Origin of the sequence: Polaribacter porphyrae (assembly GCF_002954685.1) — a bacterium.
Taxonomy (GTDB): Bacteria; Bacteroidota; Bacteroidia; order Flavobacteriales; family Flavobacteriaceae; genus Polaribacter; species Polaribacter porphyrae.
In genome coordinates this window covers 3,424,038-3,446,825 of sequence record NZ_MSCN01000001.1, presented here as the reverse complement: position 1 = coordinate 3,446,825, position 22,788 = coordinate 3,424,038, and the positions used below count along the sequence as shown (strand labels likewise).

General features: G+C 29.0%; 24 protein-coding genes. 11 read left to right on the top strand and 13 right to left on the bottom strand.

Going from position 1 to position 22,788, the window contains the following annotated elements; genetic code table 11:
* Positions 1–102 precede the first annotated feature (102 nt).
* The 3 genes from asnS (at position 103) to BTO18_RS15415 (ending at position 3,676) form a co-directional block, all read left to right on the top strand.
* Positions 103–1,536 carry an asparagine--tRNA ligase gene (asnS, locus tag BTO18_RS15425; protein ID WP_105017086.1) on the top strand — a complete coding sequence of 478 codons (1,434 nt, stop codon included), beginning with the start codon at positions 103–105 and terminating at the stop codon, positions 1,534–1,536.
* A gap of 83 nt (positions 1,537–1,619) precedes the next feature.
* Complete coding sequence (rpoN, locus tag BTO18_RS15420) at positions 1,620–3,077, top strand: RNA polymerase factor sigma-54 (RefSeq protein ID WP_105017085.1); 1,458 nt, start codon at positions 1,620–1,622, stop codon at positions 3,075–3,077.
* Positions 3,077–3,676, top strand: coding sequence for a hypothetical protein (locus BTO18_RS15415; RefSeq protein ID WP_105017084.1), 600 nt, complete (start codon positions 3,077–3,079; stop codon positions 3,674–3,676). Before rpoN ends, BTO18_RS15415 begins: the two co-directional genes overlap by 1 nt.
* Here BTO18_RS15415 and BTO18_RS15410 read toward each other — a convergent pair.
* The 6 genes from BTO18_RS15410 to BTO18_RS15385 form a co-directional block, all read right to left on the bottom strand.
* Positions 3,671–4,342 carry a porin family protein gene (locus BTO18_RS15410; protein ID WP_105017083.1) on the bottom strand — a complete coding sequence of 224 codons (672 nt, stop codon included), beginning with the start codon at positions 4,340–4,342 and terminating at the stop codon, positions 3,671–3,673. The two genes, BTO18_RS15415 and BTO18_RS15410, sit on opposite strands and share 6 nt — an antisense overlap.
* Positions 4,343–4,453: 111 nt before the next feature.
* Positions 4,454–4,921: an ExbD/TolR family protein gene (locus BTO18_RS15405; RefSeq protein ID WP_105017082.1), complete on the bottom strand. Its 468-nt coding sequence runs from the start codon at positions 4,919–4,921 to the stop codon at positions 4,454–4,456.
* A 25-nt stretch (positions 4,922–4,946) separates the two neighbouring features.
* Entirely contained in the window at positions 4,947–5,591 is a 645-nt protein-coding gene (locus tag BTO18_RS15400; RefSeq protein WP_105017081.1) for an ExbD/TolR family protein, read from the bottom strand.
* A gap of 4 nt (positions 5,592–5,595) precedes the next feature.
* A complete protein-coding gene (locus BTO18_RS15395; protein WP_105017080.1) occupies positions 5,596–6,063 on the bottom strand; it encodes a hypothetical protein in 468 nt (155 codons plus the stop codon).
* 8 nt (positions 6,064–6,071) lie between these two features.
* Positions 6,072–6,800, bottom strand: coding sequence for a MotA/TolQ/ExbB proton channel family protein (locus tag BTO18_RS15390; RefSeq protein ID WP_105017079.1), 729 nt, complete (start codon positions 6,798–6,800; stop codon positions 6,072–6,074).
* A 226-nt stretch (positions 6,801–7,026) separates the two neighbouring features.
* On the bottom strand, positions 7,027–8,070 hold the full coding sequence (locus BTO18_RS15385; protein WP_105017078.1) for an asparaginase: 1,044 nt from the start codon (positions 8,068–8,070) through the stop codon (positions 7,027–7,029).
* A gap of 144 nt (positions 8,071–8,214) precedes the next feature.
* On the opposite strand from BTO18_RS15385, the gene BTO18_RS15380 reads away from it, so the two are divergent.
* From BTO18_RS15380 to BTO18_RS15350, 7 genes are all read left to right on the top strand, one after another.
* Positions 8,215–8,913: a zinc metallopeptidase gene (locus tag BTO18_RS15380; RefSeq protein WP_105017077.1), complete on the top strand. Its 699-nt coding sequence runs from the start codon at positions 8,215–8,217 to the stop codon at positions 8,911–8,913.
* Between the two features lie 50 nt (positions 8,914–8,963).
* Positions 8,964–9,326, top strand: coding sequence for a DUF2237 family protein (locus BTO18_RS15375; protein ID WP_105017076.1), 363 nt, complete (start codon positions 8,964–8,966; stop codon positions 9,324–9,326).
* Positions 9,327–9,329: 3 nt separating this feature from the next.
* Positions 9,330–9,752, top strand: coding sequence for a hypothetical protein (locus BTO18_RS15370; RefSeq protein WP_105017075.1), 423 nt, complete (start codon positions 9,330–9,332; stop codon positions 9,750–9,752).
* Positions 9,753–10,110: 358 nt separating this feature from the next.
* Complete coding sequence (locus BTO18_RS15365; protein WP_105017074.1) at positions 10,111–12,483, top strand: TonB-dependent receptor; 2,373 nt, start codon at positions 10,111–10,113, stop codon at positions 12,481–12,483.
* A gap of 14 nt (positions 12,484–12,497) precedes the next feature.
* Positions 12,498–13,505, top strand: a complete 1,008-nt coding sequence (locus BTO18_RS15360; RefSeq protein ID WP_105017073.1) for a sensor histidine kinase — start codon at positions 12,498–12,500, stop codon at positions 13,503–13,505.
* Position 13,506: 1 nt separating this feature from the next.
* The gene (locus BTO18_RS15355; RefSeq protein WP_105017072.1) at positions 13,507–14,370 is read left to right on the top strand and encodes an alpha/beta fold hydrolase; all 864 of its coding nucleotides are present in this window, start codon (positions 13,507–13,509) and stop codon (positions 14,368–14,370) included.
* Positions 14,367–15,131 carry a LytR/AlgR family response regulator transcription factor gene (locus BTO18_RS15350; RefSeq protein ID WP_105017071.1) on the top strand — a complete coding sequence of 255 codons (765 nt, stop codon included), beginning with the start codon at positions 14,367–14,369 and terminating at the stop codon, positions 15,129–15,131. Before BTO18_RS15355 ends, BTO18_RS15350 begins: the two co-directional genes overlap by 4 nt.
* Positions 15,132–15,142: 11 nt before the next feature.
* On the opposite strand, the gene BTO18_RS15345 is transcribed toward BTO18_RS15350, so the two are convergent.
* The 7 genes from BTO18_RS15345 to BTO18_RS15315 all read right to left on the bottom strand — a co-directional run bounded on the left by BTO18_RS15345 (position 15,143) and on the right by BTO18_RS15315 (position 21,482).
* Positions 15,143–16,261, bottom strand: coding sequence for an ATP-binding protein (locus tag BTO18_RS15345; RefSeq protein WP_105017070.1), 1,119 nt, complete (start codon positions 16,259–16,261; stop codon positions 15,143–15,145).
* 135 nt (positions 16,262–16,396) lie between these two features.
* On the bottom strand, positions 16,397–17,482 hold the full coding sequence (locus BTO18_RS15340; protein WP_146106963.1) for an FAD-dependent monooxygenase: 1,086 nt from the start codon (positions 17,480–17,482) through the stop codon (positions 16,397–16,399).
* Positions 17,483–17,528: 46 nt separating this feature from the next.
* Complete coding sequence (locus tag BTO18_RS15335; protein ID WP_105017068.1) at positions 17,529–17,708, bottom strand: hypothetical protein; 180 nt, start codon at positions 17,706–17,708, stop codon at positions 17,529–17,531.
* 2 nt (positions 17,709–17,710) lie between these two features.
* Positions 17,711–19,507 (bottom strand): translation elongation factor 4, encoded by a 1,797-nt coding sequence (gene lepA, locus BTO18_RS15330; protein WP_105017067.1) that lies wholly within the window; start codon positions 19,505–19,507, stop codon positions 17,711–17,713.
* Between the two features lie 109 nt (positions 19,508–19,616).
* Entirely contained in the window at positions 19,617–19,892 is a 276-nt protein-coding gene (locus BTO18_RS15325; RefSeq protein ID WP_105017066.1) for an EF-hand domain-containing protein, read from the bottom strand.
* A gap of 34 nt (positions 19,893–19,926) precedes the next feature.
* The gene (locus BTO18_RS15320; protein ID WP_105017065.1) at positions 19,927–20,244 is read right to left on the bottom strand and encodes an EF-hand domain-containing protein; all 318 of its coding nucleotides are present in this window, start codon (positions 20,242–20,244) and stop codon (positions 19,927–19,929) included.
* Positions 20,245–20,387: 143 nt separating this feature from the next.
* Positions 20,388–21,482, bottom strand: a complete 1,095-nt coding sequence (locus tag BTO18_RS15315) for a TolB family protein (RefSeq protein ID WP_105017064.1) — start codon at positions 21,480–21,482, stop codon at positions 20,388–20,390.
* Positions 21,483–21,525: 43 nt separating this feature from the next.
* On the opposite strand from BTO18_RS15315, the gene BTO18_RS15310 reads away from it, so the two are divergent.
* On the top strand, positions 21,526–22,749 hold the full coding sequence (locus BTO18_RS15310) for a M28 family peptidase (RefSeq protein WP_105017063.1): 1,224 nt from the start codon (positions 21,526–21,528) through the stop codon (positions 22,747–22,749).
* Positions 22,750–22,788 lie beyond the last annotated feature (39 nt).

Below are 22,788 nucleotides of genomic sequence, written 5' to 3'. Positions count from 1 at the left end.
TTAAATTTTTATTCAGAACCTAACATTGCTAATTTTATTGTAAAAAGGTATATTTACAATTCAGTAAATTTTTAAGGAAAATTCAATCAAACATAATAAAATATGATAGAGAAAAATGTTGCAGAAATTTTAAATTCTGATGCACTTTTACAAGAAGTACACCTAAAAGGTTGGGTTAGAACATTTAGAAGCAATAGATTTATTGCTTTAAATGATGGTTCTACAATAAAAAATATACAATGTGTCATTGATTTTGAAAACACAGATGAAAATATTCTGAAACGAATTACAACTGGTGCATCAATATCTGTAAAAGGTATAATTGTTGAAAGCCAAGGAAGAGGACAAACTGTTGAGGTACAGGTTTCTGAAATTGAAGTTTTAGGTGATTCTAATCCAGATGAATATCCTATTCAACCCAAAAAACACAGTTTCGAGTTTTTACGTGAAAATGCGCATTTAAGAATGAGAACCAATACGTTTAGTGCTGTAATGCGAGTGCGTTCTAAACTTTCTTTTGCTGTTCATAAATATTTTCAAGAAAATGGTTTTAACTATGTAAATACACCAATCATTACAGGTTCTGATGCAGAAGGTGCAGGAGAAATGTTTAGAGTTACTTCTTTTGAAGACAACAAAGCACCAGTAACTGAAGATGGAAAAATAGATTATTCTAAAGATTTTTTTGGTAAAGAAACTAATCTTACAGTTTCTGGTCAACTAGAAGCAGAAACCTTTGCTATGTCTTTAGGCAAAGCCTATACTTTTGGACCAACTTTTAGGGCAGAAAACTCAAATACTACTCGTCATTTAGCAGAGTTTTGGATGATAGAACCAGAAGTTGCTTTTATGAATTTAGATGGTAATATGGATTTGGCTGAAGATTTTATAAAATCTGTAATCAATGATATTTTAGAAACTTGTAAAGACGATTTAGCTTTTTTAGATCAACGTTTAACACAAGAAGAAAATAGTAAACCTCAAGCACAAAGAAGTGAAATGAGTTTGCTAGAAAAACTAAAGTTTGTAGTTGATAATAATTTTAAACGTGTTTCTTACACAGAAGCTATTGATATTTTAAGAAACTCAAAACCCAATAAAAAGAAGAAATTCCAATTTCCAATCAATGAATGGGGAGCAGATCTACAGTCAGAACACGAACGCTTTTTAGTCGAAAAACATTTTAAATGTCCTGTTATTTTGTTTGATTACCCTGCAAACATTAAAGCATTTTACATGCGTTTAAATGACGATGGAAAAACAGTAAGAGCAATGGATGTTCTTTTTCCAGGAATTGGAGAAATAGTTGGAGGTTCTCAAAGAGAAGAACGTTATGAGGTTCTAGTAGAAAAGATGAAAGCTCTTGATATTCCTGAAGAAGAATTATGGTGGTATTTAGATTTACGTAAATATGGAACAGCAGAACATTCTGGTTTTGGTCTTGGTTTTGAAAGATTAGTGCAATTTGTAACAGGAATGAGTAATATTAGAGATGTAATTCCTTTTCCAAGAACACCTCAAAACGCAGAGTTCTAAAAAAATCATAAAACTTATTTTACGAATCGTCATTCCTTTAAGAATGGCGATTTTATTTTAATCGATTTCTTATATTTGTTTATATGCTAAAGCAAAGTTTACAGTACAAATTACTTCAAAAATTATCTCCACAACAAATTCAGTTGATGAAGTTAATTCAATTACCTACACAGGCTTTTGAGGAGCGTTTAAAACAAGAAATTGAAGAAAACCCTGCATTAGACACTGGTAAAGAAGAGAATGATTCTTTTGATGAAGATTTATCTAATGAATATGATGATACTGGCACAGAGAAAATAGAGGCTGAAGATATTAACATTGATGAGTATTTAAGTGATGATGAAATACCATCTTATAAAACACAAGCCAATAACTATTCAGCAGATGATGACGAAAAAAATGTGCCTTATGCTGCAGGAACTAGTTTTCATCAATCTTTAAAAAATCAGTTAAATACATTTCGTCTTAACGAAGAAGAACGTGCTATTGCAGAGTTTTTGGTTGGTAGTATAGACGATAGTGGTTACATACGTAGAGAAATAATTGATTTAGTAGATGATTTAGCATTTACTGCTAATATTTTTACAACTGAAGAAAAGGTAGTTGAAATTTTAAAAAATTTTGTACATAGACTTGATCCAATTGGTGTTGGTGCAAGAGATTTAAAAGAATGTTTAATTATTCAACTTAAGAATAAAGAAAAAACAAAAGTTAGAAGTCTTGCAATAGAAATACTAGAAACAGCTTTTGATCATTTTGTTAAAAAACACTACAAAAAATTATTAGAAAAATTTTCAATTTCAGAAGATGAGTTGAAAGAAGTAAACTCTGAAATTGGAAAATTAAACCCAAAACCAGGAAGTTCTTACGCAGGTAATAATAAAATAGCCGAACAAATTGTACCAGACTTTACAATTAAAATTTTAGATGGTGAGTTAGATTTAACTTTAAATTCTAGAAATGCTCCTCAATTACATGTTTCTAGAGAGTACAATAATATGTTAAAAGGGTATCAAGAATCTAAAACGAAAAGTAAATCTCAAAAAGATGCCGTATTTTTTATTAAACAAAAATTGGATGCAGCAAAATGGTTTATAGATGCTATAAAGCAAAGGCAACAAACACTTTTAGTAACCATGAATTCGATAATGCATCATCAGTATGATTATTTTTTAACTGGTGATGAGCGCAAGTTAAAACCTATGATTTTAAAAGATATTGCAGATCAAATAAATATGGATGTTTCAACAGTTTCAAGAGTTGCAAATAGTAAATATGTATCTACACCTTATGGTACAAAATTAATTAAAGAATTTTTTTCTGAATCTATGAAGAACGATCAAGGTGAAGATGTTTCTACCAAAGAAATAAAGAAAATATTAGAGACAGTTATTGCTGAAGAAGATAAAAAGAAACCTTTAACTGATGAAAAATTATCGAAAATTTTAAAAGAAAAAGGCTACCCAATTGCAAGAAGAACTGTTGCAAAATATCGTGAACAGTTAGATTTACCTGTAGCTCGACTACGTAAAGAGATTTAGTGAATATTAATAAGTTTATATCTACAATACTTCATCCTATAGTTATACCTACAATAGGTGTTGTTTTGTATTTTCTAGTTATCCCAAACAGATTATTAAGCTACCAGAGATTAATGGTTTTGAGTTTAGTTTTTGTTGTTACCTATCTCATTCCATTATTAATTTTAATTATTTTTAAAAAAATAAAATTGATTAAAAGTTATCATCCAGAAACTATAAAAGAACGTAAAATCCCTTTATTATTAATGTTGGTTTTATTTATTTTATTAGGCAATACTTTAAATAACATTGCAAATTTAAGAGAATTAAGTTTTTTGTTTTTTGCTACCTCTTTGGCACTTTTAATTGTTTATATTTTATTCTACTTTAAAATAAAAAGTAGTATTCACTTACTATCTTTAGGTGTTGCTGCTGGTTTTTTTTTAATATTAAGCTCGATTTATACTAAATCTTTTTTGATAATTATTATCATTTTTTTTTTACTTTCTGGTATACTCGCAAGTTCTAGGTTAAATTTAAAAGCACATAAAGTTAACGAGATTTATATCGGCTTTTTTATAGGGATACTATCACCCTTTTGTATTTACTTCATTTTATAAGATATAGAAAATAAATCCAAACTTTAAAATACTTGTATTAATATCTTCTCCACTTATAGTAGCATTATTAAAAATAGGTCTTAAACTATAAAATACATTAATATTAAACTCATCATAACCAGCTGAAAGTGTTAAGCCGTATTGAAAGTTATTATAATTACTAATATTTTTATATTTAGCCACTGTACTATTCTCCTCTACTTTAAATGTATTTGAAAAGTTATATAAGAACTTTACACCTCCATAAATTCTCCAAAAACTATATTTTCTTGCAGTTGATGTTCTCCATCTTAATTCTATAGGGAACTCTAAATTGTGAGATTTAAAGACATTACTACTACTTGGAGAGGAACTAAAAATTGTATTTCCATTGATTTCTTCTACTTTTAATTTGTGGTTAAAAAAATCAAATCCATAACCTACACCTGTAGCAATAGATATATTACCTCTTTTATTTAAGATAATGTCTTTTATGAAACCAGTTGATAAACCATAAGAAAAACCACTTCTTGTAATTGGTTGTGGTTGATTTAAAAATTGAGCATAAGAAACTGAAAGATAGAGTTGATCATCTGCATACCTATCTCCAAGTTGTAAGGAATCTTTTTGAGCATTTACAGTAAAAGTGCTTACGAGTAATAAAAAGAATAAAATTGTGTTTCTCATTTATATTATTAACTCTTATAAAGATACATTATTTCAAAGAAAAGTATATTTTAAAAAATAAAAAAGGGTAATTCAAAAATTGAATTACCCTTTTTGTAAGATATTTGTAAATTAATTGTTCGACCCTTTTTGGGTAGAATAACTAACCTTTAAAGCGTTAACATCTCTTAACTTAAGTCTTATATCTGTAATTGTACCAACATTAGACTCTTTATCAGCTTTTATAGAAGTTGTCATAAAAGGATGTAAAGCTTCTGCTATTTTATCTCTTTTACTAAAAATAAAGTTAGGCACCTGATCTGCAGTAGCTATTTTATCATTCAATTGAATTTTGTTATAACCAACTCCATCTCTATTAGGATCTTTTGATTTACCTACATAAATAGTAGATACTAAACTTTTATCTTCTAACTTCTTAATTTCAGTTGCACTAGGCAATCTCGGATTTTCAATTCTCAAATCAGTTTCTCTCATAGTTGTTGTAACCATGAAGAAAAACAATAACATGAAAACGATATCTGGTAATGAAGCTGTATTTACAGCTGGCATCCCTTTTTTCTTCTTTCTAAATTTAGACATATCGTTAAATTTTAAAGATTAATTTTTAAGATGTTGGTTCTGCATCAGAAATAATTTGAGGATATGAAACCTTGATATCTTCAACCTTTCTCTTTAACTGATCAACAAGCGATTTAGTATCAGCACTTTTCTTTGCATCTTTATATTGCTTTTCAAGCTCTTCATAACTTACACCATAACGTTCTTTAGAAAGTCTATTTCTTAACTGTGTATAAGCTCTCAACAACTCGTTTTGCACTGCAATATATGTGCCATATTCTGTTCCTCTATCACTTTGGACAGAAATAATTGCTTTATTAGGATGATCTGAAGAAGATTCACTTCTTTCGCCTTTACAATAATCGCATTTAGTACCTGGAGTTCCATCTTCACCAGGTTTTCCTAAACCTCCTCCATTATCGATAAATTCTACAGCAGCATCTTTTAAATCTTTTATCTCCATAGCTTCGTCTTCCACTAGAAGTTCATTATTTCTATTGATGTTTACCTCAAATATATTTTTCTCTTTAATTACTGGTGGTACATAATCTGGTGGTGGCTTTTCTGATAACTTTTTAGAAACACCAGAATCTACATTCATAGTGGTAGTTACTAAAAAGAAAATTAATAACAGAAAAGCAATATCTGCCATTGAACCTGCATTAATTTCTGGATTTTCTCTTCTTGCCATAGTTTTATGATTTTACTAAACCTTTTACTAAATCCCAAACAAAGAATACACTTGCTATACCCCCTAAAATTACACTGTACCATATACCAGTACCTACCCACTTATTTGTGGCAGAACCTTCTTCTCCTCCAGGTAGTACTTTTAAACCGTTTGCATCGTAAACTGCTGCACTATCCGATAAGAAATAGGCAATGGCAAGAAATACTGCTAACACTAGTAAACCTCCAAGAGTTTTCTTTAAGTTTTCTGGGTTTCTAATTAAACTCCATAAAGACAAAGCTATAGTAGCTATCACACTAATGATAAACAACCAATAGGAAAAAGAAATTAAAGGACTTACAACCGTGTTCTGCAAGTTGTTTACATTTTCTTCAATATCAACTTTATCCTCCATTAAAACTCTTATGAAAAGGAAAGCGCCTACAAGAGCTATAACAGCTATAACGATGCTTAATATTTTGTTACTTTTCATATTTGTTTTTATTTTTTATATTTAACTAGTAAATCTATTAAAGAGATAGATGCGTCTTCCATGTTGTTTACAATACCATCTATTTTTGCAACTATGTAGTTGTAAAATATTTGTAGGATAATTGCAACAATAAGACCAAATACAGTTGTTAATAAGGCTACTTTAATACCATCTGCAACTACTGCTGGCGAAATATCATTTGCAACAGCAATGTCATTAAATGCTCCAATCATACCAATTACTGTACCCATGAAACCAAGCATTGGTGCCAGTGCAATAAATAAAGATACCCAAGATACATTTTTTTCTAATTGCCCCATTTGTACACCTCCATAAGCAACTACTGCTTTTTCAGCTTCTTCAACACCTTCATCTACTCTATCTAAACCTTGGTAAAAGATAGATGCAACTGGTCCTTTTGTATTTCTACAAACTTCTTTAGCAGCTTCTACACCACCTGAACTTAAAGCGTCATCTACATTAGCTAACAATTTTTTTGTATTGGTTGTAGCCATATTTAAGTAAATAATTCTTTCGATAGCAATAGCTAAACCTAAAATTAAAGCTACTAATACAATTCCCATAAATCCTGGTCCACCATCAATAAAGTTTTGCTTTAATATTTGGTGAAACGTTGGTTCTTCAGTTGTTTTTGCTGCCTCTTGTGCAAAAGTTGATTGAATAGCTCCAAAAAACATAAATCCTATTACAGATAAGACATTTACTACTTTTTTCATCTTTGTTATAAATTAATTTTAATAGTTAACGGGTTAAAGATATAAATTTTCAGCTCAAATAAAGAAAAACTAACTTACTTTCTATCATTTTGACAGTTTAGTTTGATTAATTTTCTTTTAAGCGAGTGCCAAGTAACAAAAAATGTTAGGCATAAAAAAATTTTTTTTTAGTGATTTCTTTTTTTTCAGATTAATTTGCTAATATTTTTAAATACTTTACAATTTCTTAACTTACATTTTCAGAAATCTCTCCTCTTAACGATTTTAAAAAGTATTTTTCAAATTCATTTCTAGATAAATTTTCATTCAGCAAATACATCATTTTTGCAATTGCAGATTCTGTAGTTATGTCTTTACCACCAACTACACCAATATGCTTTAAACCTAGACTTGTTTCATAATGCCCCTGAACAACACTTCCTCCTACACACTGTGTTACGTTTACAATTCTAATTCCTTTAAAAACTGCTTTTTCTAACAATTCTAAAAACCATTTTTCTGTAGGTGCATTACCTGCACCATAAGTTTCTAGAACAACTCCTTTTAAATTTTTTATCTCTAATATGTGTTTAACGATACTTTCTGTGATTCCTGGAAATAATTTTAAAACTATTATATCTGTAACTAAATCTTTTCTTATAACTAAATCTTGTACTTCCTTTTTAGGTTGATGTAAATAGTACTCATTAAAATACAAGTTTACTCCACTTTCTGCTAAAGGCGGATAATTCATTGAGGTAAAAGCCTCAAATTGCTCTGCGTTAATTTTAGTTGTTCTATTAGCTCTGTACAATTTATACTCAAAATATAAACAGACTTCGTTTATTATAGATTTTCCATTTTTTCTTTTTGATGCTATTTCTATTGATGTTATTAAATTTTCTTTAGCATCAGTTCTTAAATCACCTATTGGTAATTGTGAGCCAGTAAATATGATAGGTTTCTGCAAATTCTCTATCATAAAACTAATAGCAGAAGAAATGTAAGACATGGTATCTGAACCTGTTAAAACAACAAAACCATCAAAATCTAGGTAGTTATTTTCTATAATTTCAACAATTTGTTTATAGTAATTGGTATTCATGTTTGATGAATCTATAGGTTCATCAAAAGAAATACTACTAATTGTACAGTTTAACTGCTCGATTTCTGGAATATTTTTGATAATTTGACTAAAATCAAATGCTTTAAGTGCATTTGTTTTGTAATCTTTAACCATTCCAATTGTACCTCCTGTATAAACAATAAGTATGTTAGGTTGTGTTGTCATTATGGCATTAATTCTTAATAAACTATTAAAATACAGACTATAAATACGTCAAAACATTATTTTTAAAGCAAAAAAAAGTTTTGGAATACTTTATGTTGTAAATTTATCAAACAAAAATGATATAATTTTAAAATACTATAAATTATGATGGGTTTTTATATTTTAATTGGTGTAATTTCTTTAGTAAGTTGGCTAGTTAGCAATACCTTAAAAAGAAAATTTGATAAATATTCTAAAGTAGGTTTAAGAAATGGATTAAGTGGTGCAGAAATAGCACAAAAAATGTTAGCAGACTATGGTATTTATGATGTAAAGGTAATTTCTACTCCTGGTAGACTAACAGATCATTACAATCCGAAAGATAAAACTGTAAATTTAAGTGAAGCTGTTTACAATCAAAGAAATGCTGCTGCTGCTGCTGTTGCTGCTCATGAAGTTGGGCATGCTGTACAACATGCAACTGCTTACGATTGGTTAACCATGCGTTCTAAATTAGTTCCTATGGTTAGTATTTCATCAAAATTTTCTCAATGGTTGGTAATTGGTGGTTTGATTTTAGGTGCTGCTTCTGGAGCTTCTGGAATTGGATTTTATATTGCTGTGGCTGGTTTAGCTATGATGGCTCTAGCTACGCTATTTAGTTTTGTGACTTTACCTGTAGAATATGATGCTAGTAATAGAGCCTTAAGATGGTTAAAAAATAAAAACATGGTTTCTCAACAAGAATTAGCTGGCTCTACAGATGCCTTAAAATGGGCTGCAAGAACGTATTTAGTTGCTGCTTTAGGTTCTTTAGCTATGTTATTATATTGGGGAATGCAGGTTCTTGGTAGTAGAGATTAACTTGATTAAATTATAACTTAAAAGCTGTTTTTTTGTTAAAAAATCAATAAATGGAATTAAATGTTTACAATAAGCCTCTTATGGCTTGTTGTTATAAACCTATTACTGGCTTTTTTAGAGATGGTTTTTGCAGAACTACTAAAGATGATTTTGGTACTCATACAGTATGTGCAGTTGTAACCAAAGATTTTTTAGATTATTCAGCTAGTAGAGGAAATGATTTAATTACACCCATTCCACAATGGAATTTTCTCGGATTAAAACCCGGAGATAAATGGTGTTTGTGTATTTCTAGATGGTTAGAAGCAGAAAATGCTGGTAAAGCTCCAAAAGTAATATTAGAAGCTACCCATATTAAATCTTTACAATACACTTCTTTAGATATTTTAAAAAAATATGAATATCAAGATTAAATTATGGAAATCTATTTTCTGTATTTAAAACAATATTCTTTACTAATAGATGCTGGTTTAGTTGTATTAATTTGGATGGTACAATTAATTATTTACCCAAGTTTTCTCTATTATAAAAAAGAAAATCTAGTTATTTGGCACAACAAATATACCTCTAGAATCGCACTTATTGTAATACCTTTAATGCTATATCAACTGGTATTTTCTTTAATGCTAATTATTTATCAGTTTAGTCTTAAAAATAGTGTTTATACTTTTTTGGTTGTATTTCTTTGGATATATACTTTTACTGTATTTGTTCCTTTACATAATAAGATTTCAAACTCTAATTACACCGAAATTACGCTACAAAAACTAGTTTTTAACAACAGGGTTAGAACCTTTTTATGGTCTTTTTTATTAGTTTTTCGATTGCTGTTGATGTAGTACAACTATTTTACACTAACCATTTTGTTATATGCTAGATTTTTTAATAGATAATAAATAATTATTTATCAGAAATAACCCGTTTCAAAAGGTTTATTTTTTTTATGTATGCTTTTAATCCAATTTTGGATAATAAAACATAGTTATTCAATAATCAAACAAATAAAAACACAAGAATCGCCTATAAATCTAGTTTATAGGCGATTTTTTATTAATGTAAGGAAACTATTTAAGAATATTTTACGTCTTAACAACATAGAGAATAAATATCTCTTTATCGGAATTTTAACCCAATTCATCAGATTCTAATTTTTTAACGCCTAATAATCAACCAATTTTGAAGTGTAAAACAAAGACAATGAAAAAAACTATCACAACCTTACTTATTATTTTTAGTAGCTTATCCATTTTTTCTCAATACAAAATCACAGGGAAAATAATTGACGAACAAAAAGAATCACTACCATTCGCAAATATTATTGTATATAAAACTGGTGACGAACAAAACCCAAAAGGAGCAGTTACAGATGACAATGGCTTTTTTAGTGTTGAAAATCTTTCAACAGGAAAATACAAAATGGAAATTTCGATGTTAGGTTTTAAGACAGAAAAAATAGCAGAATTTCAATTAAATGAAAATAAAACTTTCAATATTACTCTAAAAGAAGAAAGCCAAACTTTAAATGAAGTTGTCATAAAAAGTAAACGTCCTGTAATTAGACAAACTGCAGAAAAACTGATTGTAGATTTAGAAAAATCGGAAATGATAAACACCAATTTACAAGATGTTATGCGTAAAATACCTGGAGTGTTAGTTACCAATAATGGAATTTCTATTGCTGGTAACAGAGGAGTTAGAATATTAATCAACAATAAAACTACAGAATATATGGATGTAGAAACATTATTGCGTGATTTCCCTGCAGATAATATTGCTAAAATTGAAGTTATAGAGCAACCAGGTGCAGAATATGAAGCATCTGGTTCTGGAGCTATCATTAATATCATTTTAAAGAAAAATGTTCGTTTAGGAACTCATGGTAGTGCAACTGCTTGGGTTGGAGAAGATGAAGGTTTTGAATATGGAACTAGTTTTTCTATTGCTAGCTATAAAAACAAATTAAATTGGCAAGCTAGAGTAAACCACTCTCAACCTACTTGGAGAGATGATTTGTTTTTAGTAAGAACTGTAGGTAATGAAACGTATGACCAAGTTACCAAAGAGCCTTATGACCCAGTTAACAATACAATTTCTGGAAACTTGGATTATTATATTAATGACAAACATTCTATTGGTGTATCTGGGCGTTTAAGCACTAGAAGTTCTGAAAGAATTGCCACTAGTAAAACAATTATTTCTGATGCTAACAATACAGAAACCTTATTTTCTGAAAATAGTTTTGATAGAGATAGAACTAATTATAACATCAATCCTTATTATGAATATAAAACAGATTCAGAAAGATTGTTGTTAGATTTTAATTATATCGATTTTACAAATGATAACACAAATACTTTATATGATGTTGCTGGTAGCACAATACCTTTTACTGACAGAAGATACATACAAGATGGAACTTATAACATAAAAACCTACAGATTAGATTACTCAAAAGAATTTACAGAGAATTTTAAATTAAGTGCAGGTTCGCGTTTTGCAGATGTCACTACAGATAATGATTTACAATCTTTTATAGATGATAATAATGGAGGTTTTGATCCAGTAGATACAGAGAGTAGTAGGTTTGTAATTGATGAAACTATTCTTGCGTTCTACACAAAAATAAATGCGACTTTTGGAAAATGGTCTTTCTCTGGAGGTTTACGTTATGAAGATAGCAATACAGATGGTACATCAACCTTTATGGAAAATGGTCAAACGAAAACTGTAGTACAACCACGTCCAATTCAAAAGTTATTCCCAAGTGCAAGTATTAGTAGAAAATTTAATGATATTTTAGGGGCAAGTTTATCTTACAGTTATAGAATACAAAGGCCTGGTTATAATAGTTTGAATGCTTTTCAGCAATTTTTAGATCCGTTTTCTGCAAGTGAAGGTAACCCAAGATTAGCACCATCTTTTACAAATAACTTTCAATTCAATTTGACTTATGAAGGACAACCGTTTTTCACTATTGGATATAGCAAAACAGACGATGTTATTTTTCAGTTAATAAAACAAGACAATACTACAGCTCAAATTCGTCAGCAAGAAGTAAATGTAGAAAATAATAGCAATTGGAATTTTAGATTATTTGCTCCTTTAAGCTTTATAAAAGGGTTAGATGGTTACACAGGTATAATTGTTACCAATACAGATTATCAATCTTCAACTTTTGGGGTAGATTTAAATCAGTGGAACACCTATTGGTTTATTCAAGCTAGTTACGAATTGCCTTGGGATATTAATTTTGAAATGAGTGGAAACTATGGAACAGGAGCTTTAGAAGGTCAAATAGAAGTAGATTGGTTGGCAGAATTAGACTTTTCTTTTGGTAAAAAGTTTTTAGATGATAAATTAAAAGTAAATCTTGGTTTTAATAAAATGTTAAACAGAGGTTTTGTTGGTAATATTGATTATGGAAATGGAACAGCTGCTGTTGAAAGCAATGGTTCTAGACAAAATATTCAGTTAAGATTATCTTATAGTTTTGGTTCTAAATTTGGTAAGAAAAAATCGAGCAGAAATCAAAACAGAGACGAAGAAAACAGAATTAACTCTAATAATTAATATCTTCGTCTGTAATGAACACAAAACTAAACAAATCTGACTGGATTATATTAGCCATTGTTTTTGGTACTAATATTTTACTAAATTCATATGATTATTATAGGGAAGGTAACAAAGTAATTGAATATATCGTAGATTTTCCGACATCAACAATTTTATCTATTTTCTTAATTTTAGTTTTAATTCGAAAAATTATTCCAGAATTTTTAGTAAAAAGAAAAAAGTATTTACCTTTTTTTATATCAAGCTTACTATTGTTAATTATAGTAGGAGCTTTAGATAATGCTATTGGGAGATTAAGTGCAGGAAAGTCTTTAAGCACAATTACTAAAATTATTCCTTTTCTAATTAGAGGTTTATATAATGCTGCTGATATGGTAGGATTACCATTGGGAATTTTATTAATTAAAAAGTTTTATGAAGGTCAGCAAGAATTAGTTTTTGTGCAAAAACAACAAAAAGAAAACGAATTAAAACTGTTAAGAAGTCAACTAGATCCACATTTTTTATTTAATAATTTAAATACTTTAGACAGTTTGATAGATAGTAATCCTATAAAAGCAAAAGAATATATTAACAGACTTTCTTTAATTTATCGATATTTAATTAGAACTAAAGATTCCGAAGTTATGGAGCTTTCAGAAGAATTAGAACTTGTTAAAAATTATATTTTTTTGATTAAAACCAGATTTGGAAACGATTATGAATTTACTATTAAAGAAAATATAAATATCTCTGAAAAATTTATTCCAACAGGAGCCTTGCAGAGCTTATTAGAAAATGTTGTAAAACACAATAAATCTGATGGGCAAAAGCCTATAAAAACTTCTATTCAAGTTAATGAAGGTTGGCTAATTATAACCAATAATAAATCAAAAATAAAGGCAAAACTAGAATCTTTTGGAACAGGTTTACAGAACTTGAAATCTAGATATCGATTACTTTCTGACGAACAGATTCAGGTTCATGATATGGAAAATAAATTTGAAGTATTTATTCCTATTATTGAATTAAGTAACTAATATGAATAGTATAAATGATACTAGTAAATTAATAAAGATTAATAATATTGCTATTAACTTAAAAAAGTTTGGAATTGGTAGCCCTGTAATTTTTATTCATGGTTTCCCAACCAATAGCTATACTTGGAGAAAAATCACCAAAGAAATTGCAAAAAATAACGCTTGTTATCTTTTAGATTTACCAGGTTTAGGCAATAGTGAAATGACAAAAAATGCTAAAGTTGATAGTAAATCACAAGCAAATTATGTCTTAGAATTTATAAAAAAAGAAAACATTAAAAAATGTGCTATAATTTCTCATAATTCTGGTGCAACTGTTGCAAGAATTATTGCTATTCAAAAACCAGAATTAGTAAATAAATTAATATTGATAAATACAGAAATTCCATATCATAGGCCACCTTGGATTCCTTTTTATCAAAAAATAGGATTAATTCCTTTGGCACAAATAATTATTAGAAAAGCATTGCAATATTCTTGGTTTGTAAAATCTTCAATGGCATTTAAAGAAGCGTACTCTGATAAAAGTATGTTTAAAAATTCAGAGAATTTAGATGTTTATATAAAACCAATTATTTCATCCAAAGAAAAAACTATAAATGCTTTTAAATATTTAAAAGGGATTGATTGGAAAGTGATTGATAGTTTTAAAGAAAATCATAAAAGAATAAAGGCAAAAACGCTTTTAATTTGGGGAGAAGATGACAAAACATTCCCCATAAAAAAAGCCAGAGAAATGGTGAATCAATTTAATAAAAATTGTAAAATAATTCCAATAAAAAATGCTTCTTTACTTCCTCACGAAGAAAAAAGCGAAAAAGTTTTATCATATATTATTCCATTTTTAAAAGAAAAAATAAAATGAATATACTAATTATAGAAGACGAAATACCAGCTTATCAAAAGTTAACAAAATGTTTAGATACTTTTTTTAATATAAAAATATCACAAGATTGGGCACGTTCTATTGTTGATGCTGAAAAGCTTTTGAAAGAAAACTCATACGATTTTATTTTGTCTGATATTCAATTATTAGATGGGTTGTCTTTTGATTTATTCAATAAAATTAAAATTGATGCTCCAATCATTTTCTGTTCTGCTCATGATGAGTATTTATTTCAAGCTTTTAACACAAACGGAATTGCTTATATCTTAAAACCTTATTCTCAAGATGAATTTAACAAAGCCATTTTAAAATATCAATCATTATTTAAAAAAGGAGATTATAATCCTTTAGATAATTCTACAATTAACGTTTTAAAAACAGCATTACAGCAAGAATACAATACTTATAAAAAACGGTTTGTAATTAAAAAGGCATCAGGTATTCAATTATTGAATGCAATAGATATTTCATTAATTACAGCTTCTGGTGATTTTTGCTTGGTAAATGATAAAGACGCAAAACGTCATACGATTTCTCAAAATTTAGGGTCTATTGTACAACAATTAAACCCAAAGAAATTTTTTAAAATCAACAGAAGTGAAATTGTAAATATCGATTTTATCGAAAAAATTGAAAGTCATTTTAAAAACAGATTACTCATTTCTATCAAAAATCATAAAGAAAAAGTAATGACAAGTTCTTCTACTACGTCTGATTTTAGGAAATGGCTGGAGAGTTGAAGAGTAGTATTTTACTTATATATAAAACTTCTAAAATTACCACTATCAACAATCTCAACTTTCACATTATATGTGTTTTCAAAAGTTTTAGGTATTTTCACTTTTTGTTTCCTGTTCCATTTAAATTCAAAAGCTTTTATGCTATCGTATAAAGTTTCTATATAATCTACTTCTTGTTGTCTTGTAGTTCGCCAAAAATAAGTTTTAGCAAAAGATTTGTTGTATAAATTTGTTTTTAAACGTTCAACAATTAAAAAATTTTCCCACAACATTCCTTTATCTTGTCTCATTGCCAAAGGTTTAAAATCTTTAATTACTGCATTTCTAATACCTAAATCATAAAAATATATTTTTTGATTTCTCTTAATTTCCGTTCTTAAGTTCTTACTAAAGCTTTGCAATCTAAAAATTACATAATTATTTTCTAAAATATCAATATATGTACTTACTGTGTTTTTATCAACCCCTAATAATCTAGAAAGTTCATTGAAACTAACTTCTTGCCCAATTTGATATGCCAAAGCTTGTACCAATTTTTCTAGAGTTTCTGGTTTCTTTATATTGTGAAAAGATAAAATATCTTTATATAAATAACTATCTGCTAAATTGGTTAACAACTCAACCTCATCACCTAAATTATTTATTATATCAGGATACATTCCATATAAAATACGTTGTTCTAATTGTTGTGTAGCTTTTACAAAAGTGATGTTATCTTCGAACTCTTTCCAGGAAATAGGTAGTAAATTAAACTGAAACTTTCTACCTGTTAAGGGTTCATTAGTTAAATTTTTAAGTTCAAATGCAGATGAGCCACTTACTAAAAGTTGTACTTCTTTAAACTGGTCTGTAATAATTTTTAATGTTAAGTCAATATTTGGTATTCTTTGAGCTTCATCTATAAACACAAATTTAAAATCGCCAATAATCGATCTTAACTGCTCTGTATTTGTATTTTCTAATAGCGTTCTTATAGTTAGGTCATCTCCATCTAAAAAAAGATATGTTTTATCCTCTAATATTTTTTTTATCAAAGTTGTTTTACCAACTTGTCTAGGACCAACTAAAACAATAGCTTTACCTTTGTGATACTTTTTTTCTATTTGACGATATAATTGTCTTTTAATCATTATTTAATTCAATTCACCAAATATACGTATATTTAGTGATTTAACTCACCAAATATACGTTTTTAAAGTGAATTAATTCACCAATACTACATTTTTAAACGATGGAATTCATCAGTATTAAACAAAAAATAATTATTAATACTCTCCAGAAAGTGTTTGAACATTTTTTTTATTAGCTCTTAATTTTAGCAATATCATACCAAAATCGGTTAAAAAATCATATTTAGAAAGTGCAAAGATTCGTTTTTGAGCAATTTTAGAACGTTCGTAGTTGGATAAAAAGCGTTTTTTCCAATCTTTTTCAAAATCTAAAAGCAAGTTTAAATCATTTTTATTTAAAGCATTTATTATAGCCTTACTTGCCATAATTGCAGCTTCAAAAATAAACTTATAACCCTCACCAACAATTGGGTTTACTTGTGACACACTATCACCAACACAAACTAAATTACCCTGTATAAATTTTTGTAAAACTGGTGTTATAGGTATGCTGCCACCCTCTACTAAATCATTATCTTTATTTACTAATTTTTTAATATTTGGTAATTCTAAAATTTGGTTCAATTTCTTTTTTAAACCTTTAATCATACTTGTGTCAAATGAACCAAAACCAATAATTGCCCTTTCATTTTTTAATGGAAAAATCCAACCATAACCACCTTTATAATCTTTACCAATCATTAAATGTGCTTCATTAGAATTTCCTAAATACTTCACATTATATTCTACACCAGTTGCTAGTTCAGTGACTTTAGGGCATAAGCCAATTTTTCTACTAATTACACCTGTTGTGCCAGAGGCATCTATAAAAATTTTTCCTTTATAAATAGTTCCTTTTTTATCTACAACTGAAGTGAAATTTGCATCTATATTTTGGTTGATTTCAGTAATTTGAACATCTAATTTTATATCAACAAAATTCGTGTCTATAGAAGCAATTAATTCTTCGTGAACTTTCTTCTTGTCTAAAATGTAAGCATCTATTTCTAGGTGATCTTTAAATGTTTTTGAATGTATAACTGCTGTATCAATTTTTTGAGCAACGCAATAATCCGTAAGTTGAAATTCTTCTAAATTTATGAAGCTACCAAGTGTATTAAAAGAAAAATTTAAAAGATTTTTTTTTCGATCTAAAATTAAGGTTTTCTTTTTACTATTACCAAGCTCTCTAGCAAGCATTAAACCTGCTGTACCACCACCAACAATAACTACGTCATACATTTTATAAATGAATTAGCTTTAGTTTTTAAAGAGTAAAAAAACTAAATTATTTATCAAGCTTTCTAAAAACTGGAAACAATTTTAAAACCATACTTGCTCCTAATGCAGCTACAATACCTAAAATAAAATCAAAAAAATCAGCATATTTAAATTGTTTATCCCATAACAAAGCTAAAAAAATGCTAGCTATAAAGATTATAATTCCTAAAATCTGACTTTTTTTCATACTTAATCATTCAACTTTAAAACAGCCATAAAAGCTTCTTGTGGAATTTCTACATTACCAACTTGACGCATTCTTTTCTTTCCTTTTTTCTGCTTTTCTAAAAGTTTACGCTTTCTAGAAATGTCACCTCCATAACATTTTGCAGTTACATCTTTACGCAATGCTTTTGTAGTTTCTCTGGCAATAATTTTTGCACCAATTGCAGCCTGAATAGGAATATCAAACTGTTGACGAGGAATTAAAGTTTTTAATTTCTCAACAATCTTTTTACCAATTGTATACGCATTATCTGCGTGTAACAATGCAGAAAGTGCATCTACAGAATCTCCATTTAATAAAATATCTACTTTTACTAGCTTTGATGCTCTCATACCTATTGGATGGTAATCGAAAGAAGCATACCCTTTAGAAACTGTTTTTAATCTGTCATAAAAATCGAAAACAATTTCTGCTAATGGCATTTCAAAAATTAACTCAACTCTTTGAGTAGTTAAATAGGTCTGATTTACAATTTGCCCACGTTTTTCAATACATAAACTCATTACTTGCCCAACAAAATCTGATTTTGTAACAATTGATGCTTTTATAAACGGCTCTTCTACTCTATTTAATTTTGAAGGATCAGGTAAATCTGTTGGATTGTTTACAATTAAAACATCATCTGGTTCTTTATTGGTAAAGGCGTGATAACTTACGTTGGGAACTGTAGTAATTACTGTCATATTAAACTCACGTTCTAAACGCTCTTGAATGATTTCCATGTGTAACATTCCTAAAAATCCACATCTAAAACCAAAACCTAAAGCAGCAGAACTTTCTGGTTGAAACACCAGAGAAGCATCATTTAATTGCAGTTTTTCCATAGAATAACGCAACTCTTCATAATCTTCTGTATCTACAGGATAAATACCTGCAAAAACCATCGGTTTTACATCTTCAAAACCATCTATAGTTTCTGTAGTTGGGTTGCTTGCATCTGTAATGGTATCTCCTACTTTTACTTCTTTTGCTGTTTTAATACCTGTAATTAAATAGCCAACATCACCTGTTTTTACAGATTTTTTTACAACTTGCTCTAACTTTAAAGTACCTACTTCATCAGCAAAATACTCATTATCTGTAGCCATAAATTTTATACGTTGCCCTTTATTGATTGATCCATTAATTACTCTAAAATACGTTTCAATTCCTCTGTAAGAATTGTAAACAGAGTCAAAAATTAAGGCTTGTAATGGTGCTTCAGGATCTCCTTCTGGAGCAGGAATTCTATCGATAATAGCTTCTAAAATATTATCAACACCAAAACCAGTTTTTCCACTTGCATGGATTACTTCTTCTGGATCACAACCTAATAAATCTACAATATCATCTGTAACTTCCTCTGGGTTAGCAGAAGGTAAATCTACTTTATTTAAAACAGGAATAATTTCTAAATCGTTTTCTAAAGCTAGGTATAAGTTAGAAATTGTTTGCGCTTGAATACTTTGTGCAGCATCAACAATCAATAATGCACCTTCACAAGCTGCAATAGACCTAGAAACTTCATAGGAGAAATCTACGTGACCTGGAGTATCAATTAAATTGAGAATATAGTCTTCTCCTTCATGAACATAATCCATTTGAATTGCATGCGATTTTATGGTAATTCCACGTTCACGCTCCAAATCCATATTATCTAATAACTGATTTTGTTTTTCACGTTCAGTTACAGATCCTGTATAATCTAACAATCTATCTGCTAATGTACTTTTACCATGATCTATATGTGCAATGATGCAAAAGTTTCTAATGTTCTTCATTCGTTAAATTTGATTTCTTCAATGTTGGCAAATATACGCGATTTAAATACCCCCTCAAATAAAAAAGTACCATGAGAAATCATTGATTCCTACTTATTTATTTAAGTTGTTAATAATCTCTATTTAATTCTGCAATAGCTACTTTAAACTCTTCGTAATTAATAGTTTTATCACCAGATTTATCATAGCCTTTTAGCATTTCATTAGCTACAATACCTCTAATTAAGCCACCAACTCCTGCTGCTTTTAATAAATCTTTAATTTCAGACTTGTTTAAAGCACCATCTTTATCTTCATCAAAATTTTGAAACGCTTCTTCTGGAGTTTCAAACTGTTTTGTGATTAAAGTATGAATATCTCTTAGTATATTTTCTTTTGCTCCCATAATTTTAATTCTAATTTACTCTAAAGATAAAAAATTACTTTTTAATTCCTGATTCTTTTATCGCTTCTTGAAACTCTATCCAACTTACAAAACCATCTTTATTGGCATCAAAACTTTGCATCATAAATTCGGCTACTAAACCTCTGATTAACGAACTTACTTTTGCTTCTTTTAACAACTTTTTAAAATCAGACTTGGTTAAGTTTCCGTCTTTGTCTTCATCAAAATAATCGAAAGCTTCTCTTGGTTCAGAGAATTTGCTTCGCATCAATTTTTCGATATTAATTAAGATTTTTTCTTTTGTCCAAGCCATTTTTTTGTTTACAATTAAGATTTCTGTATAGTTTGTCATGCTATAAGCGTCTCACACAAACCAAATAATACTTTTGAGACTCTTTCAGAGTGACAAACTGTATGGAAAAACCAAATTAATCTTGCCATTCTGCAATAAACAAGTTGGTATCTCTTTTTATTTATTTCAGCCTGTCAGTCCTTTTAGTCCTGCCATTCTGCAATAAATAAGTTGGTATCTCTACCACCTCCATTATTTCTATTAGATGAAAAGGCTAACTTTTTACCATCATTAGAAAAAACAGGAAAAGCATCAAACGTTTCTCCATGTGTTACTCTTTCTAAATTTTTACCATCAATGTCTATTAAATATAAGTTGAAAGGAAAACCTCTTTCTGCTTCAAAGTTTGAAGAAAATAAGATCTTTTTTCCTGAAGGATGAAAAAATGGACTCCAATTTGCATTGCCTAAATCTGTTAATTGGCGTAAATCAGAACCATCTGCATTACAGATATACAATTCCATTTCTGTTGGTTCTACCAAACCTTCTGCTAATAAATCTTTATATGCTTTTATAGCTTCTTTGGTTTTTGGTCTTGAAGATCTGAAGATAATTTTTGTTCCATCAGGAGAGAAAAAAGCACCTCCATCATAACCTAATTCATCCGTAATTTGTTTTACATCAGAGCCATCAATATTCATGGTGTACAATTCTAAATCCCCACTTCTTGTAGAAGTAAACACTATTTTATCACCTTTAGGTGAAACTGTTGGCTCTGCATCATAGCCTTTTTCATTGGTCAATTGTTTTACAATATTCCCTTCTAAATCTGCCATAAAAATATCGAAACTATCATAAACTGGCCAGATGTATTTTCCGTTTTTACGTAAGGGAACTTCAGGGCAATTCTCATCAACCAAATGCGTAGATGCGTAAATAATGTGTTTGTTATCTGGCAGAAAATAGGCACAAGTTGTACGTCCTTTTCCTGTAGAAATCATTGGAGGCATTTTATTTTTAAAGTTCTCATCAGCATTCATTAAAAACATCTGATCACAACCCACATTCCAGTTTTTATAGTTTGATTGAAATACCAATTGCTTGTCATCAAAACTCCAATATGCTTCTGCATTATCACCTCCAAATGTTACTTGACGTAAACTTTTAAAATGTTTTTCTTCTGGGTAAATCAAAGAATCTTTGACTATTTTTTCTGTGGGTTTTGTTTCAGTTTGTTTTTTATCAGTCTTACAAGAAACCATTAAGCATATCAATACAAGTAAAGAAAGAATTCTCATTTTCTTATTTATTAATTAACTTTGCAAAAATAATATTCTCGTAATGAAAAATAGCCTAATACTTATCTTTTTCGCATTTTTAGTTTCTTGTACATCAGAAAAAAATCAAGAAAATCGAATTAAAGAAGATGTAATTTTTTTAGCTTCTGATGAGATGGAAGGAAGGCAAACAGGAACTGAAGGCGAAAAAAAAGCTGCAGGTTATATTTCAAAAAGATTTGAAGAATTGGGTTTATTAAAAAAAGGAACTAATGGCTATTTGCAATCATTCTCTTTTAAACCTAAAACAAATCCGCACGAAGAAGTAAAATTTGATGTAAATGGAGATGGTACAATTACAGGAAATAATGTCATTGGATTTTTAGATAATAAAGCTGAAAACACCATTATTATTGGTGCTCATTATGATCATTTAGGTTTTGGTGGTGAGGGCTCTTTGTATAGAGATTCTATTAAAGCCATTCATAATGGTGCAGATGATAATGCTTCTGGAATTGCTGTTATGCTTAATCTTGCAGCCAAATTAAAAGGAAAAAACACAAATAACAATTACTTGTTTATGGGCTTTTCTGGAGAAGAAATGGGGCTTTTAGGTTCTAACTATTTTGTAAAAAATCCAACCATTAACACAAAAAAAGTATCCTACATGATTAATATGGATATGGTTGGACGTATGAAAAAAGATTCTTCGTTAGCAGTTTATGGTACTGGCACTTCACCTATCTTTAAACAAGTTTTAAAATCTCATAATGACAAGTTTAAATTGATTCAGCAAGAAAGTGGAGTTGGCCCAAGTGATCATACAAGTTTTTATTTGGCTGATATTCCTGTTTTACACTTTTTTACAGGACAACATGAAGATTATCATAAACCTGGGGATGATTCTGAAAAACTGAATTATGAAGGAATGTATTTAATTTCTGAATACATTTTTAATATTATTTCTGATTTAGATGATAATGGAAAACTTGCCTTTAGAAAAACCAAAAATGAAAGTGAAAATACACCTCGTTTTAAAGTCGGCTTAGGTGTAATTCCTGATTATTTATTTGATGGTAAAGGAATGCGAATTGATGGTGTTTCTGAAGACAAACCTGCTCAAAAGGCTGGACTAAAAAAAGGTGATATTGTTGTAAAGCTGGGTGACAGTTTAGTAACAAATATGATGAGTTATATGCGAGCATTATCTGTTTTTGAAAAAGGAGATGCTACTAATGTCACTGTAAAAAGAGGAGATAAAGAAGTAGAAGCTGTAATTAAATTTTAACAAATTACACATACTTTCTTACCAATTACACACCTCTGT

Excerpts from the sequence above, each read along its gene's own strand:
- BTO18_RS15315 (WP_105017064.1), bottom strand. The coding sequence starts at position 21,482 with ATGAGAATTCTTTCTTTACTTGTATTGATATGCTTAATGGTTTCTTGT.
- BTO18_RS15380 (WP_105017077.1), top strand. The coding sequence starts at position 8,215 with ATGATGGGTTTTTATATTTTAATTGGTGTAATTTCTTTAGTAAGTTGG.
- BTO18_RS15405 (WP_105017082.1), bottom strand. The coding sequence starts at position 4,921 with ATGTCTAAATTTAGAAAGAAGAAAAAAGGGATGCCAGCTGTAAATACA.
- asnS (WP_105017086.1), top strand. The coding sequence starts at position 103 with ATGATAGAGAAAAATGTTGCAGAAATTTTAAATTCTGATGCACTTTTA.
- BTO18_RS15365 (WP_105017074.1), top strand. The coding sequence starts at position 10,111 with ATGAAAAAAACTATCACAACCTTACTTATTATTTTTAGTAGCTTATCC.
- BTO18_RS15310 (WP_105017063.1), top strand. The coding sequence starts at position 21,526 with ATGAAAAATAGCCTAATACTTATCTTTTTCGCATTTTTAGTTTCTTGT.
- BTO18_RS15345 (WP_105017070.1), bottom strand. The coding sequence starts at position 16,261 with ATGATTAAAAGACAATTATATCGTCAAATAGAAAAAAAGTATCACAAA.
- BTO18_RS15320 (WP_105017065.1), bottom strand. The coding sequence starts at position 20,244 with ATGACAAACTATACAGAAATCTTAATTGTAAACAAAAAAATGGCTTGG.
- BTO18_RS15355 (WP_105017072.1), top strand. The coding sequence starts at position 13,507 with ATGAATAGTATAAATGATACTAGTAAATTAATAAAGATTAATAATATT.
- BTO18_RS15375 (WP_105017076.1), top strand. The coding sequence starts at position 8,964 with ATGGAATTAAATGTTTACAATAAGCCTCTTATGGCTTGTTGTTATAAA.
- BTO18_RS15370 (WP_105017075.1), top strand. The coding sequence starts at position 9,330 with ATGGAAATCTATTTTCTGTATTTAAAACAATATTCTTTACTAATAGAT.
- BTO18_RS15390 (WP_105017079.1), bottom strand. The coding sequence starts at position 6,800 with ATGAAAAAAGTAGTAAATGTCTTATCTGTAATAGGATTTATGTTTTTT.
- rpoN (WP_105017085.1), top strand. The coding sequence starts at position 1,620 with ATGCTAAAGCAAAGTTTACAGTACAAATTACTTCAAAAATTATCTCCA.
- BTO18_RS15350 (WP_105017071.1), top strand. The coding sequence starts at position 14,367 with ATGAATATACTAATTATAGAAGACGAAATACCAGCTTATCAAAAGTTA.
- BTO18_RS15340 (WP_146106963.1), bottom strand. The coding sequence starts at position 17,482 with ATGTATGACGTAGTTATTGTTGGTGGTGGTACAGCAGGTTTAATGCTT.
- BTO18_RS15325 (WP_105017066.1), bottom strand. The coding sequence starts at position 19,892 with ATGGGAGCAAAAGAAAATATACTAAGAGATATTCATACTTTAATCACA.
- BTO18_RS15335 (WP_105017068.1), bottom strand. The coding sequence starts at position 17,708 with ATGAAAAAAAGTCAGATTTTAGGAATTATAATCTTTATAGCTAGCATT.
- BTO18_RS15410 (WP_105017083.1), bottom strand. The coding sequence starts at position 4,342 with ATGAGAAACACAATTTTATTCTTTTTATTACTCGTAAGCACTTTTACT.
- BTO18_RS15385 (WP_105017078.1), bottom strand. The coding sequence starts at position 8,070 with ATGACAACACAACCTAACATACTTATTGTTTATACAGGAGGTACAATT.
- BTO18_RS15400 (WP_105017081.1), bottom strand. The coding sequence starts at position 5,591 with ATGGCAAGAAGAGAAAATCCAGAAATTAATGCAGGTTCAATGGCAGAT.
- BTO18_RS15395 (WP_105017080.1), bottom strand. The coding sequence starts at position 6,063 with ATGAAAAGTAACAAAATATTAAGCATCGTTATAGCTGTTATAGCTCTT.
- BTO18_RS15360 (WP_105017073.1), top strand. The coding sequence starts at position 12,498 with ATGAACACAAAACTAAACAAATCTGACTGGATTATATTAGCCATTGTT.
- lepA (WP_105017067.1), bottom strand. The coding sequence starts at position 19,507 with ATGAAGAACATTAGAAACTTTTGCATCATTGCACATATAGATCATGGT.